Annotated in this window: 14 protein-coding genes; 8 read left to right on the plus strand and 6 right to left on the minus strand. The window is 46.3% G+C overall.

Annotation, left to right across the window (positions count from 1 at the left end):
* Positions 1-279: 279 nt before the first annotated feature.
* A complete protein-coding gene (locus NIES208_RS17505) occupies positions 280-1,023 on the minus strand; it encodes a hypothetical protein (protein ID WP_075894276.1) in 744 nt (247 codons plus the stop codon).
* A gap of 256 nt (positions 1,024-1,279) precedes the next feature.
* On the opposite strand from NIES208_RS17505, the gene NIES208_RS17510 reads away from it, so the two are divergent.
* From NIES208_RS17510 to ribE, 4 genes are all read left to right on the plus strand, one after another.
* Positions 1,280-2,347: a thiamine phosphate synthase gene (locus tag NIES208_RS17510; protein ID WP_075894289.1), complete on the plus strand. Its 1,068-nt coding sequence runs from the start codon at positions 1,280-1,282 to the stop codon at positions 2,345-2,347.
* A 3-nt stretch (positions 2,348-2,350) separates the two neighbouring features.
* The gene (thiS, locus tag NIES208_RS17515) at positions 2,351-2,554 is read left to right on the plus strand and encodes a sulfur carrier protein ThiS (RefSeq protein ID WP_075894277.1); all 204 of its coding nucleotides are present in this window, start codon (positions 2,351-2,353) and stop codon (positions 2,552-2,554) included.
* Between the two features lie 50 nt (positions 2,555-2,604).
* Entirely contained in the window at positions 2,605-2,805 is a 201-nt protein-coding gene (locus NIES208_RS17520; protein ID WP_075894278.1) for a hypothetical protein, read from the plus strand.
* Positions 2,806-2,939: 134 nt separating this feature from the next.
* Positions 2,940-3,623, plus strand: a complete 684-nt coding sequence (gene ribE, locus NIES208_RS17525) for a riboflavin synthase (RefSeq protein ID WP_075894279.1) — start codon at positions 2,940-2,942, stop codon at positions 3,621-3,623.
* Between the two features lie 376 nt (positions 3,624-3,999).
* Here the strand turns inward: ribE and NIES208_RS17530 are convergent, their stop codons facing one another.
* A complete protein-coding gene (locus tag NIES208_RS17530) occupies positions 4,000-4,344 on the minus strand; it encodes a hypothetical protein (RefSeq protein ID WP_075894280.1) in 345 nt (114 codons plus the stop codon).
* 485 nt (positions 4,345-4,829) lie between these two features.
* On the opposite strand from NIES208_RS17530, the gene NIES208_RS17535 reads away from it, so the two are divergent.
* On the plus strand, positions 4,830-5,510 hold the full coding sequence (locus tag NIES208_RS17535) for a J domain-containing protein (protein WP_075894281.1): 681 nt from the start codon (positions 4,830-4,832) through the stop codon (positions 5,508-5,510).
* Positions 5,511-5,703: 193 nt separating this feature from the next.
* On the opposite strand, the gene NIES208_RS17540 is transcribed toward NIES208_RS17535, so the two are convergent.
* Entirely contained in the window at positions 5,704-6,645 is a 942-nt protein-coding gene (locus tag NIES208_RS17540; RefSeq protein ID WP_075894282.1) for a putative selenate ABC transporter substrate-binding protein, read from the minus strand.
* 94 nt (positions 6,646-6,739) lie between these two features.
* Between NIES208_RS17540 and NIES208_RS17545 the strand changes: the two genes are divergently transcribed.
* On the plus strand, positions 6,740-8,398 hold the full coding sequence (locus NIES208_RS17545) for a rhomboid family intramembrane serine protease (RefSeq protein ID WP_084176679.1): 1,659 nt from the start codon (positions 6,740-6,742) through the stop codon (positions 8,396-8,398).
* A gap of 15 nt (positions 8,399-8,413) precedes the next feature.
* Here the strand turns inward: NIES208_RS17545 and NIES208_RS17550 are convergent, their stop codons facing one another.
* A complete protein-coding gene (locus NIES208_RS17550; protein ID WP_075894284.1) occupies positions 8,414-8,851 on the minus strand; it encodes a VOC family protein in 438 nt (145 codons plus the stop codon).
* Between the two features lie 129 nt (positions 8,852-8,980).
* Positions 8,981-10,240 (minus strand): aspartate aminotransferase family protein, encoded by a 1,260-nt coding sequence (locus NIES208_RS17555; RefSeq protein ID WP_075894285.1) that lies wholly within the window; start codon positions 10,238-10,240, stop codon positions 8,981-8,983.
* Positions 10,241-10,434: 194 nt separating this feature from the next.
* Here NIES208_RS17555 and NIES208_RS17560 point away from each other — a divergent pair, with 194 nt between their 5' ends.
* Entirely contained in the window at positions 10,435-11,526 is a 1,092-nt protein-coding gene (locus NIES208_RS17560) for a potassium channel family protein (protein ID WP_075894286.1), read from the plus strand.
* A gap of 146 nt (positions 11,527-11,672) precedes the next feature.
* On the plus strand, positions 11,673-12,362 hold the full coding sequence (rpe, locus tag NIES208_RS17565) for a ribulose-phosphate 3-epimerase (RefSeq protein ID WP_075894287.1): 690 nt from the start codon (positions 11,673-11,675) through the stop codon (positions 12,360-12,362).
* Positions 12,363-12,469: 107 nt separating this feature from the next.
* Here the strand turns inward: rpe and NIES208_RS17570 are convergent, their stop codons facing one another.
* The gene (locus NIES208_RS17570; protein ID WP_075894288.1) at positions 12,470-13,351 is read right to left on the minus strand and encodes an ABC transporter permease; all 882 of its coding nucleotides are present in this window, start codon (positions 13,349-13,351) and stop codon (positions 12,470-12,472) included.
* Positions 13,352-13,787: the final 436 nt, after the last annotated feature.

The following is a 13,787-nucleotide window of genomic DNA, read 5'->3' on the forward strand; positions in this document are numbered from 1 at the left end:
TTTGAAAGCTAGTAGGATTGTTTGCATAGAAACATCTCCCGATCTCTCGCTCTCTCATTCACCGCGTCGTACTTCCGAGCATGCTTAAGCAAAACTCACGTTACTGTAGAAGTCGTTACTGAAAACTAAACATTGATTAAGTAAAGCATTTTCCTTGTTATGTCTCTTAGTGTATATATTCCTCAATAACTCAACAACTTCTCTTTTCTGCTCAAGAAAAAACAGAATATTCAGAGGCGGCGATCGCCCATTTTCATGATGTTGAGGTGATTATGGCGACTACGACAAAGCAGTGTGAAACAGGTCAGCGAGGAGAGTTTTTAGTTCTGCGGGAGAAGTATGCATCGAGATAACGTGAACTTTGCCCTGTTCAAGAATCTTTTCGGCGCGTTCATCTTGGACTTGACCCCGTAGGGTTTCGGTGAGGATATCTGCGGTTCTGCCGCTGCCAGCAAAGGTAACAACTGGGCGATTTTCATCGATACTACATTGGATATCTTGCCATGTAATATTGCCGCCATTGATCACAAAGGTAACGGAGGGACAGTGGCCGGCGATCGCCGTAGCCGTGCGTGCTAACCAAGGCGATTCATCACCCCATTCCCCGCCGGGAACCAAAACAAAATGACTATGGTGAGGCTCTAGCTCCGCCGCATAGGGATTTGTGCCGAGACGCTCTGGCAAATTCACCGTGCCTTCCGCTACGACACCAATTAACGGGAATTTTCCTTTAATCGTTTCGCGAGCAACTCCGATAAAACGCATAACCCCGGCATCAGTACCGCCATCCACAACAGCTAGACCATGCTCCTCTGCCCAGGGCGCAACACAGTCAATAAATAATTGCTGCAACGTCTCGCAATCCTCCTCTGCAATGCCACCCGCACCACCGACAATCACTAGGGTGGGTCTTGGTATTCCGATTTGCCACTGGGTAATCTGCTGATCTAATTCGGCCTCGGACTCAATGGCGATCGCCTGAGAACGATACTGCTGAAAAATCTGAGTGAGGGGAAGTTGCATTCTTAACTCTGCCCGTAATTGCGAAAATCTTGAGGGCGAAAAAGATTAGTAGTTCATTTCTAAAATCTTAAGGGAAATTCCTCAGATCGGATAATTAAGCTTCTTTACCGAACGAGAAGGAAGCTCTCCTGAGATTAATTTGTCAGTTTATCGTTAGAGACGATAACGCACCGTGCCAGAGCAACATCTCACCAAACAGTTGGGATAAGATATGGCGCGTAGTTCCACAAACGAGATCTTTTTAACCCTAGAGATTATGGCTGAACATTCATCATCTCCGCAAACGGCGGCAATTTTCCGGATTTTAGATGCAAATCTTGACCGCGCTCGCGAAGGCTTACGTATTGTTGAAGAATGGTGTCGGTTTGGTTTAGATAACGCAGATTTAGCCAGTTGCTGCAAAGAAATGCGCCAAACCCTAGCCCAATGGCACAGCGAAGAGTTTCGGGCAGCGCGGGATACGCCCCATGACGTTGGCACAGCCCTGAGTCATCCCAATGAAGAAAGTCGCAGCGATATTATCCATTTATTACGGGCTAATATTTGCCGTATTGAAGAAGCTCTGCGGGTACTCGAAGAATACAGCAAGCTCCATAACACCGAGATGTCGCAAAACTGTAAACAGATGCGCTATCAGGTTTATACCCTCGAAAGTCAGCTTTTTGCGCCCCAGCTGAAACAAAAACTCCAAGAGTCTTACCTTTACCTTGTCACCTCTCCCCACGAAAATCTCCTAGGGGTGGTGGAAGCAGCTCTACAGGGTGGTGTGCATATCGTTCAGTATCGCGATAAGGACAAAAATGATAATGAACGCTACACCAATGCCCTCGCCCTCAAACAACTCTGCGATCGCTATGGTGCATTATTTCTCGTAAATGACCGGGTGGACATTGCGGCGGCCATTGATGCGGATGGCGTGCATTTGGGACAAACAGATTTACCGATCGCCGTAGCGCGGGATATTTTAGGCGCTGGCAAAATTGTTGGGCGTTCTACCACCAACCCAGAGGAACTAGACAAAGCCCTCAAGGAAGGTGCTGATTACGTGGGTGTGGGGCCGGTATACGAAACGCCGACAAAGCCGGGAAAAGCCGCCGCTGGTCACGCCTATGTCAGCTACGCCCAAGAATATTGCCCTGTGCCTTGGTTCGCGATTGGGAGTATCAATACTGATAATATCCACGAGGTTTTAGGGGCTGGAGCGCAGCGTGTGGCGGTCGTGCGGAGCATTATGCAAAGTGAGCAGCCGACTTTAGCGACGCAATTTTTTGTCGCTCAGCTCAGCCGTAAGCAAACGTTAATGCGCATTGAGGGAGCAAACTAAACCATGATTGAAGTATGGGTAAACGGCGATCGCCACTCTGTACCTAGTGAACTGACCATGCCCAAATTTTTAGCGCATTTAGGCACAAATCCTCGCCTTGTGGCCGTGGAATATAACGGTGAAATTCTCCATCGTCACCTTTGGGAAAATACGATTATTCAAGGGGGCGATCGCCTCGAAATTGTCACCATCGTCGGCGGCGGCTAAAACGTTACACTACGATTTTTAACCCCTGTTGATTTACCGACCGAAAAACCATGACTCAAACAGTAAATTGCGCCGTTGAATGCGTGAATGGCTGTGTTCTCGGCGACGATTGTCCCAACAAAGAGTACGCTAAGGAAGCTAGCCAATTTATGCAGGAAACATCCCTCGACCGGATGCTCGAAATGGCCGAGGAAGCTCGCATGAAAAAACTGACAGAACCCCCCCAATGGGTCATTCCAGACGAACTGTAAAACAACCAAGCGATTACCGATATCAGTCAGACGATTGACTTTCCACGATGTCGGCAAACCGATAGGGGCGTTTCGCGCCCCCACCAAGACTTAAAATCAAATAACAAAACCCTCTCAACCTTTGCTATAACGCTGTGTTTACTGGACTCATTCAAGCTCTCGGTACAGTGAAAGCCCTCGGCGGCGATCGCTTTGAAATTCAGATTTTGCCCGATGGCGCTGCACAGATTATGGCAGATTTGGCGATCGGCGATAGCGTTGCCGTAGACGGTGTTTGTCTGACCGTCGAAATTATTTTAGAGCAAGGATTTGTCGCCACAGCCTCCCCCGAAACCCTCAAACGCACCATCCTTGGCGAAGCCGTAGAACGAGCAGGACGAGTCAATATCGAAACATCCCTGCGCGTCGGCAGTAAAATCGGCGGCCACTTTGTCACTGGCCACGTAGATAGCATCGGCAGCCTTGATAAATCCGTACAAACCGCCCAAGCATGGGAAATGTGGTTCACCCACAACCGCGCCAATGAAGATACATGGTGGGAAAACGTTGCGCCTTGCCTTGTCCCCAAAGGGAGCATCGCCGTTAACGGTATTAGTCTGACCATTGCCGAGTGCGATCGCCAAGGTCATTGGTTTAAAGTCGCCGTTATTCCCCATACCTACGCCGAAACAAATTTGATTTATCTGAAATCTGGTAACTGGGTAAACCTTGAAGGAGATGTCCTCGGAAAATATGTCCAGCGCTTTATTAGCTATCAAAATCCCGCTCAAAATCCCCCTATCACCAACGATTTTCTGGCAGAACACGGTTATTTATAATCTGCTCAAGCATTAAGGTCAGAGATTTTTCAAAAAGTTTCGGTTACTTCGTTAAGATGCCACAAAGCCCCCACTTTGTAGTCCTAAACCTATTGACTTTGACGATCTCTGAATGTTGATCTAAAAAACGTCTTTCAACTTAAAATGGCGATTGGTAAAAGAACCTGAGTTTTGCTTAAGGGTACTCGGCAATACGACGCGGCGAATAAGAGAGCGGGAGATAGGGAGATGTTTTATTCAAACAATCCTAGCTTTCAAAAAACGCAGATTTTCGTCGGTTATCTATGTCTCTCCCTCTGCTTGTCTCCCTTTCTCTAAAGAATGTCAGCTAAATTCTTATCCATAACTAACGTTAAAAGAGAAAATCCATAACAAACTAAACATCAAATAACAGCTCAAAATTGTCTCTTAAGGCCTCAATATTAACAACCCGCGCAATCACAAGCTGTGGTTCGTCGCTATCTACATTTAAATCATCTTCACAAGCCCGTACCCGATCTTCATGGCGCACCCAAAACTGAACCATTTTTTCGACAACTTGATCCCAATCCCATTCAGGCTTTTTTGGGATCATATCCATCGCATCTATAAAACTATCTAAAGTGCAATTATAGGAACCAATGTAAGTCTTCGGGCGATAGGGATCCTGTTCATTTTTCTGTTGGTATTCAAAAAAGTTAATTAGGGGAGTAACACCTAATAAATCAAAAGAATACGACATCGCTATACCTCTCTTTTGCAAGCATCTAAAAGTTTGGACAAGGTCAGTCCTTACAGACAGATTGTGGTTGCCCTTGAGTGATTCATTAACAACTAAGGGAAACTTTTAGGAGAGCGCTCATCCTGACAATTTTTCAGGTCTATAGGGGCTGGTAATTAGTTATTTTAAGAAAGTTTTTTTGAAAAAGAGTTATCTATAAACTTTTTGAAATATTTAGCAGTCATGATATTTGAGTGCTAATTTTTTTGTGAAATAGTATTAGTAATAAACCGCTAGATTTATTGTCTAGGTCGGTGGCATGGCATGATGATCTTAGTTTTTTAAGGTGTCTAACTGAAACTAGGGCGATCGCCGTAATGGACAAAACAGGATGACGAAACAAAAATATCTTTTTTAGAATCTGACCAGCAGCCTAAAATAATCCCAAGAAATTTCGTTAGCATAACGAAAATGTCAAATCCTAGTGCATCATCCCAATTTCGAGCATGTCGTCTTCCCCAGACCACTACAAAGCCCTAAATATTTCGCCGCGGGCAACGCAGCAGGAAATTAAAACAGCCTACCGCAAACTAGCCAAGCAATTTCACCCAGATGTTTGCACTACAACGGCGACAGAAAATGGTCAAGAGCGCATTGTTGAGATTAACCATGCCTACGAAATTCTTGGGGATGTCCAGCAGCGCAAGCAATACGACCGCGATCGCAATGCTTCGACATTTCGGGGGATTCGTTCGGCTCAGGGAGTAACAGTCAAGCCGCGCCGCTCCAATGAACCGGATTTAGATGTGTGGCTGAAAAAGATTTATCGTCCGCTCAATCACACTATTCATGCGGTGATTGATCCTCTAGAGGAGCAAATCGAAATGTTGTCGGCGGATCCGTTTGATGATGAGCTGATGCAAGAATTTATGGATTATTTAGAAGCGTCTCAAGCGGCTCTAGAGAAAGCTCAAAATATTTTTCAATCCTTGCCAAATCCTGCCAATGTGGCTCGCGTTGCCCGCGATCTTTATTATTGTCTGAATCATCTTAGTGATGGGCTAGAACAATTTCAGTGGTTCACACTAAATTACAGCGAGGATTATCTCCACACGGGTCAGGAAATGTTTCGACGCGCAGATACTTTTTCATGGCAGGTACGGCAGGCGATCGCCGAATTGGGTTAGTTCAGGTTAACTCTTGAGAAAAAAAGACGCGGGGATAAAGACACGGGGATACGGAGAAAGGGAGACACGGAGAAAAAGCGAAAGCCTGTATTTTTTACCGCTGAAATTTTTGCGATAACAAATCTCTCTCCCTGTCACCGACTCTCCCCTCCGCCGCGTCACCACACCGAAAAGAGAAAACTCCCCATTACATTTACTGAATCTTGCCGACCTGCCGACCGATTGACTCGATGTTGTCGTAATTTTCGTTGGTCGTCGTGATGAATTTATTGGCGCTAAATAGCTCCAAAATTTCGGCGTGCTCAGGATTTTCGATATCTAGAGCGAGTAACGCTGCTTGAACTTTTTCACTAAAGCCTTCACCATAACGCTCATCTACATTAGGAGAAATCACCCAGTGGTAGTTGAAATAGGCAGGCGATCGCCAAATTTCTTTGACCTTATTGGTGTCTACCTCGCCCGCTTCTAAACGACTTTCCCACACTTCTTCACTGAGCATACCAACATCGTAGGTGCCTGCTTCAACGAGCTGAATGGTGACATCGTGGGAACCGGAAAAACCGACTTCTCCCTGAAAATCATCTAGAGAAACTCCCGCCTGTTCGAGGTAATACTGGGGCATCAATCGACCGGAAGTGGAGGATTCGCTGCCAAAGGTTAGGGTTTTACCTTTTACTTGTACTAATTCTTCATCGCTGGCTAATTCTTCGAGGCCACTATTGACATTGGCAATAAGTACCGAGTGAAATTCGGCATCAATATCCCGCTGGGCGATCGCCTGTGCTCCTTCAACTTGGAGGCGTGCTTGGACACCCGTGAGACTGCCAAACCAAACGAGATCAAGATCACCCACTTTAAACGCAGTGACTGCAGCGCGATAATCAGTGACTGGCTTATACTCCACCGGAATTTCGAGGGTTTCACTGAGATAATCAGCCAAAAGACCATAAAGACGCTGTAATCTTTCAGGATCTTGATCGGGAATAGCGCCGGTAACGAGGGGCAATACTTCAGTGGAAGTTTCAGTTGCGGCTGGGGCAGTGGTGTCTATGTCTTGGGTGGTCGGTTGGGGCGTTGTACAGCTAAATAGACCTAGGGCGACTAGACAGCAGGTAGAGCGCAGCAGCTTTTTCATTGAGTAAATTTAGGTTCGTTTCAGAAGTCAAAAATATATTCACTTAAGATAACAGATAGCTCTCGTCACATTTTTGCCTTGATACCCAGATTTTATGGCGTTTTTGAACTGGTATTTTTTACTCTTCTATTGCATCTCGTTATCCTGTGGCCTCCTCATTTTTCGAACGCTGCGATCGCCGTCTCCCCGTCCGAAAGGCTGGCTTTACAAAGCAATTTTGGTATTGGCGCTGACGTGGGGGACAAATTTCTTTTCCATGCAGTCAGCGGTATGGGTCGGCGGTATTGCGTGGGGGCTTTTAGTCGTTGTGCCGTCGGTAGGATTGCGACAAATTCAGGCTTTGATTTACCGACAGAATTATCAAAAAGCGCGTTTTTTAGCCTTTGGTTTACGTTACTTGCATCCCTTTGATGATTGGTGGTCGCAGCCAAAAATCATCTGGGCATTAGAGCTAGCAAAACAGGGAGATATTGCCCAATCAAAATCAATCTTGACGCAATACGAAACGAGTCCGGGCTTTGTGGCACAGCAGGCGATCGCCACGGTTTATGTGATGCAGTTTGATTGGGCAGGGCTATTGCAATGGTTACAAACAAAATCCCATCTGCGAGACCCGTTGTTGTTGATGTATTACTGTCGCGCGCTTGGGGAAACGGGGCATCTCCACGAATTATTACTGCAACTCAAATCCTGTGAAAAGGCATTATCACGGGGCGGCGATCGCACAAATTATCATCAGGTTCAGCTGTTTGCGGCGGCCTTTTGTGGAGAGGTGAAATTAGTCGAGCAATTATTATCCGGTTGCCTTTCCATTTATCCCAATGAAATTCAACAATTTTGGCAGGCGATCGCTTGGTACGGCGCAGGGGAAAAACGCATTGCAGCAAAACAACTAAAAACGCTCACCGAAAATCCCGATAGTGAATTTAAGAAGGCGATCGCCTTTCGTCTCCAGCATCCGCCCCAACCTGCGGAGAAATTATTGAAGCCCGAATCCTACCCCCTTATCGCCGCACTGACCCGCAATATTAACCAAGGCAATATTGATCGTTCCTACCAAAGCTTATTAGAACGTCGCCCTATTTATAAACAGGGATTTTCGATTAATTTATTCTTAGTTTTTATCAATATTGGCGTGTTCGTAGCGGGCATCGTCCTCAACTTCAAAGTAGGACGGGGCGCTCTCATTGACTTAGCGGGTTTTACCCCTGTGGCGGTGGTAGCAGGCGAATGGTGGCGTATTTTTACCGCAACGTTTATTCACGTTGATTTTGCCCATTTACTCACGAATCTTTTGACGATTTATTTGTTAGGTAGTTTTGTCGAACGGCACCTCGGCAAAGGTCGTTATCTATTCGTTTATATCGCCAGTGGTGTCGCGGCAATGTTGACCTTACTAATTTTGGTGTCCGCAGCTCAAGGGTTTGACTTTAGCATTTTGCCCCGCTGGTCACTATTTCTAACCGAAGAAATTCGCTTTTCCTACCGCCAATGGGTGGGGGCTTCTGGCTCCATTATGGGCATGATCGGGGCGATCGTTGTTATTTTATTTCGAGGATGGCGACGGGAACATTCAACATCAGCGCGGAAACAGTTTCAGCTCATTTCCGGCATTATTATTTTGCAATTTGCCATTGATCTTAGCTCCACCAATGTGAGTTTTTATAGTCATTTTCTCGGATTAATTTTTGGTATCCTTTTGACCTTATTGCTCACGCGCGAAAGGAGAAAATCTCAACGGCTTAAATCTTAGAAAATATCCCTCTGTTTACTCGGGGCGATCGCCGATTTCTTTTACTTCTTGTCCGCCAAAAATGGCTTCTTGATGGCGATACCACTTAAATTCGAGCAGATTATAAAACGGGTCTTCAAGGAAAAAAGTTTTATGTTCTGTAAGTTTCCCCTCAAACCGTAAACGCGGGCGATCGCGGAAAGTGAGGTTATGTTTTTCTGCCCGATCAAGAGTCGTTTGCCAATCCTGTTGATCAAGAAAGGTAATGCCAAAATGTCTGGGATAAATGCCCTTTTGGGGTTGCAGCGGTTCCTTTGTCACGTGAGCGACGAGCTGATGCCCATAAAAATCAAAAATGACAGCACCCGCATTTTGCCGACCAACACCACTGCCCAGCACTGCCGCATAAAATTCCTTCGCTTTTTCGGTATCGGTAATGGGGATGGCTAGATGGAAAAATAGGCGATCGCTCATAGTCTTTGCAGTAGAAACAAGTTCACTGTCTTGATTGTAAAACCCCTTTTCTGAGGCGTACCCAGCCCATGAAAAAGAGACAGATATTTTTACGATCTGTCTATCTACTAACTTATTCAAGTAAAAAATTTATTTGACCGTAATGCCCGCCAATGTTTTATCGAGTAGGGCGATCGCCTCACTGATTTCCACCTCAGACACAATGAGCGGTGGCACAAAACGAAGAACCTTGGGGCCAGCAGGCGCGATCAATAGACCATTTTCCATGGCCGCTTTCACCACTTGGATGGAAGTCAAATCAACGTCGGCTTTAATTTCCATGCCGTTGATTAAGCCCCAGCCACGCGCTTCAACGAAGTAGGGATATTTCTGCGCCAAAGTCTCTAGAGCTAAACGGAGCTGTTGACCACGAGCATTGGCATTATCCAGTAGGTTTTCCGTTTCGAGCGTGTTCACAACCGCCAGAGCCGCAGCACAGGAGAAGGGATTGCCGCCGAAGGTACTCGCGTGCTCACCGGGGTTAAAGACCGCGCAGGAATCCTTACAGAGCATTGCACCGATGGGAATACCACCAGCCAAACCTTTCGCACTGGTGAAAATATCCGGCTCAATACCGAGATTTTCGTAGCCCCAATATTTGCCAGTTCTGCCAACGCCTACTTGCACTTCGTCGAGCACAAGGAGAATTTCGTTTTCGTCACAAACTTGCCGTACCGCTTGGAAATATGCCACATCACCGGGACGGACACCGCCTTCCCCTTGGAGGGGTTCAAGCATCACCGCAGCCACGCGACGGTTCCCTTCGTCAATATCGGCGATCGCCTCCTTTAGGGCTTGAATATCATTGTAGGGAACATAGGCAAAGCCATCCGGAAGGGGATTAAAGTGCTTTTGATATTTCGGTTGACCCGTGGCAGTAATCGTTGCCAACGTCCGACCATGAAAACTGGATTTTGCCGAAAGAATAACAGGCTGCTCTAAAAAATCCGAAACCGTATGGGCATACTTGCGCACCAGCTTAATGGCCGCCTCATTGGCCTCTGCCCCAGAATTACAGAAAAAAACCTTATCCGCACAGGAATGTTCAACCAGCCATTTTGCTAGCTCACCCTGCTCCGGAATGTAGTACAAATTTGAAATGTGATGGAGTTTTTTGATCTGCTCACTGGTTGCATCGATCAAAGCCGGGTGGGCATGGCCCAAAGTACAAGTGGCGATCCCCGCGACAAAATCCAGATAACTTTTGCCCTCCGTATCCCACAGACGACACCCCTCCCCACGGGCGATCGCCACCGGGAAACGTCCGTAAGTATTCATCACATACTGATTAAAATCAGCAGGGTCAAAGGTTTTGACAGGGGCATGGTCAAGTATCGTTTGTGGACTCACGAGCTACTCCTTTTTTATTACGACAAGGAATCCGGAAAAAGACTTAAAGTCACCACACCCTTCATCAAAACCAATAGCACAGGCGGAGTCATGGGAAGTGGCAGCATCAAGCGCAAGAATATGTTGTATTGAGTTTAATCCAAATTACAGACCAGCGAGAGTCAAAGGTCATGATTACTTGAGGTTAAAGAAACGTGTATAGCATCCAGCAACAATATCTACGACTCAAAAAACAATTATTAGTGGGCAGCTTTTCACTGCTTGGCCTTTGTCTCGGTGGCGCGACTTGGTACAAAGTTGTCGAACAGTGGTCGATGTCGGATGCGATTTACATGACCTTAATTTCCATCTCCACCGTTGGTTTTGGAGAAGTACGTCCCCTAGATAGCGATCGCCTCAGATTTTTTACAATCACCCTAATCGTCCTAGGGGTCATTAATATTGGATATATCGTCAACCGCTTTACCGAAGCGATTATTGGTGGCTACGTACAGGAGTGGCGAAAATTGCAAGAACAACAAAAACGCATTGATAGCCTTCAGGAGCACTACATTATCTGTGGTCTCGGCAGAACAGGCATGCAAGTTGCCAAGGAATTTTTTGAAGAAAATATCCCCTTTGTCGTCATCGATTCCAACCCCGAACAAATCGCCGCCGCCCGCAAACTTGGCTACACCTGTATCGAAGGCGATGCCACCCTCGACGAATCCCTATATGCCGCCAAAATAGAACAGGCCGCCTGCCTCGTGGCCGCACTCCGCTCAGATGCCGAAAATCTCTACACCGTCCTCTCCGCAAAAACCCTATGCGAGAAAAAAAAACTGCGAACCGTTGCCCGCGCCAGCACCGAAGAAGGCCTCCGCAAATTAAAACGAGCGGGTGCTGATGAGGTTGTCTCGCCCTATATCACCGGTGGTCGCCGACTAGCCGCCTCTGCCCTACGCCCCCAAGTGATGGATTTTGTCGATGGACTCTTTACCGGAAGCGAAAAATCCTATTACATCGAAGAAATTCGACTAGACCAAGAATGCGGCGAATACATTGGTAAAACTTTAATCGAAGCGCGCCTGAGGGTACAATCTGGGGCTTTAGTGTTAGCCATTCGTCGTAGTGATCGGGGTCAATTTGAGGGTAAGCTGATCCCCGGCCCCACAGGCGAAACGATGCTGATGTTCGATGACACCCTCATTTGTATGGGCACACCGGAACAGCTCCGGAAATTAAATAATCTACTGTTACCGAAGCGAACCAAAGATCAACTGCGCATGCCTGAACGTGAACCATAATTTCTCCTATGAATATGGCGATCGCCCCAAAAGTCATTAATCCCTAAAAAATGTAATTACTTTAGTCAAGTCGATGTAAAAGAATTGATACAAACTTTTGTTAATATTGATACCAACCGAGAATTTTTGAGAGGAACCGACCTACCATGACCGATAAAAAAATTGCTATTTCTCCATCTATTTTGTCCGCTGACTTTAGCCGTCTCGGAGAAGAAATCAAAGCTGTAGACGAAGCTGGCGCAGACTGGATCCACGTTGATGTCATGGATGGTCGTTTCGTTCCCAACATCACCATTGGCCCCTTAATCGTTGAGGCAATTCGCCCCTACACCAAAAAGCCCCTAGACGTACACCTGATGATCGTTGAACCCGAAAAGTACGTCGCGAATTTTGCAAAAGCTGGCGCTGATATTATTTCTGTCCACGCTGAGCACACAGCTTCTCCTCACCTCCACCGCACCCTCTGCCAAATCCGTGAATTAGGCAAAAAGTCTGGCGTTGTCCTCAATCCCTCTACTCCCCTCGACATCATTGAGCATGTGCTTGATGTGTGTGACCTCATTCTCATCATGAGTGTGAACCCCGGTTTTGGCGGTCAGAGCTTCATCCCTTCCATGGTTTCGAAGATCCAAAAGCTCCGCGCTATGTGTGATGAGCGTGGTCTTGATCCTTGGATCGAAGTTGACGGCGGCATCAAGCCCAACAATGCATGGCAAGTGATTGATGCTGGTGCTAATGCAATTGTGGCTGGCTCTGCAGTATTCAAAGCTGACGACTACGCAACTGCTATTGAAGGCATCCGTAATAGCAAGAAGCCTGAAGCTGTTGCAGCATAGGTCTTTTGCTCCACTCCAGATTTAAAAATCATCCTTGAAACAGTAAAGGGAAAGCTTTCTAGCCTTCCCTTTTTTATTAGATGAAATTGAGTTTTGAAGGTTTTGCCTTAACCCAAGCGACGCTTTAATAATGGCTGAATCAACGTTAGGGCGATCGCGCTAAATACAGTTAGAAGACCAAGCACTGCCGTAAAGTTCAAATCCGCCCAAGGGGAACTAAACACCACACTATTTAAAGACCAGTCAGCGTTCATATATAAATAGCGAATTGGTTCGATCGCATAGGTGAGAGGATTTAGGCTAGCGACAATTTGCAGCCAGTTTGCCATAAAATCCAGAGGTGCAAGGGCAGTACTCGCAAAAAGCAAAGGCAAATTTGTCACGAAAATTACAGCGATTAATTCAATATGTCCCGGCAGGGCGAAAGCAAGACCTAGACTCAAAGCCGTAACGCTGAGGACAATCAGAAAAACAACTAAGGCGATCGCCCCCAAACCAGCGAGAGAAGGTAAACCCGCACCCAGCAAAGCACTCGCCCCAACAATCACCGCTGTTTGAATTAACGTCAGCCCCATAATATAAACCGTCGAAGCCGCAACAATCGAGTAACGCGTAGAGAGAGGCGCGACTAAAAGGCGATTCAAAAAACCAAACTCACGGTCAAACATCACCGGCAAACCAGCATTTAATGCCCCCGAAAAAGCCGTAAACACAATAATCCCCGGCGCGAGAAACTGAGCATAATTAATATCATTACCAAACAATCCCTGCGGAGCCTTATAAAAAAGTGCCCCGAAAAGCACCAACCACATAAACGGCTGCACAATTCCCGCGATCAAAGTAGATGGACGACGCTGCAGCTGAATAACTAAACGCTTCGTGAGAGCAGTTGTTTCCTGTACGAAGTTCGCAAAATTACCACTCGGCTCAGCTTCAAGATTGGCATCCGGCGAAAATATAGTGTCTGTCTTCACAATTGATTGACTCATGGAATTCTCAAAACCCTGTAACGATAAGTGTTTTGTGGTATTTCTTACCCTATAGGTTAACGTATTTTAAAATACCGCTGAAAGAAAAAGAGCAGGCGATCGCCAGACAAGACACCGAACCCAAACCTCAAGAAAATCCCCTAAACCCTCCGCACTAGCCAGCCCGAACGATGACACCTCAACAATCAGCTAAAGCAAACCTAACCACCCAATTATGACTAAAAAACAAGACGACTAGCCATATACCCAACCACTTCCAACATCACATACATTGATACGATATATCTTAAAATTACCTGACACCCTAAAACAAGAAAAACTCAATCCATTTCGCCAACTTACAACATTGCCCCTCAAATTGTTGGCTCTCCGGGAATGAGTATGCTGAAGTAGTAAAAGCAATGTCGTTGAAACGATGGTTCCATTACTAACCCAG

The organism is [Limnothrix rosea] IAM M-220, assembly GCF_001904615.1.
GTDB lineage: Bacteria > Cyanobacteriota > Cyanobacteriia > Cyanobacteriales > MRBY01 > MRBY01.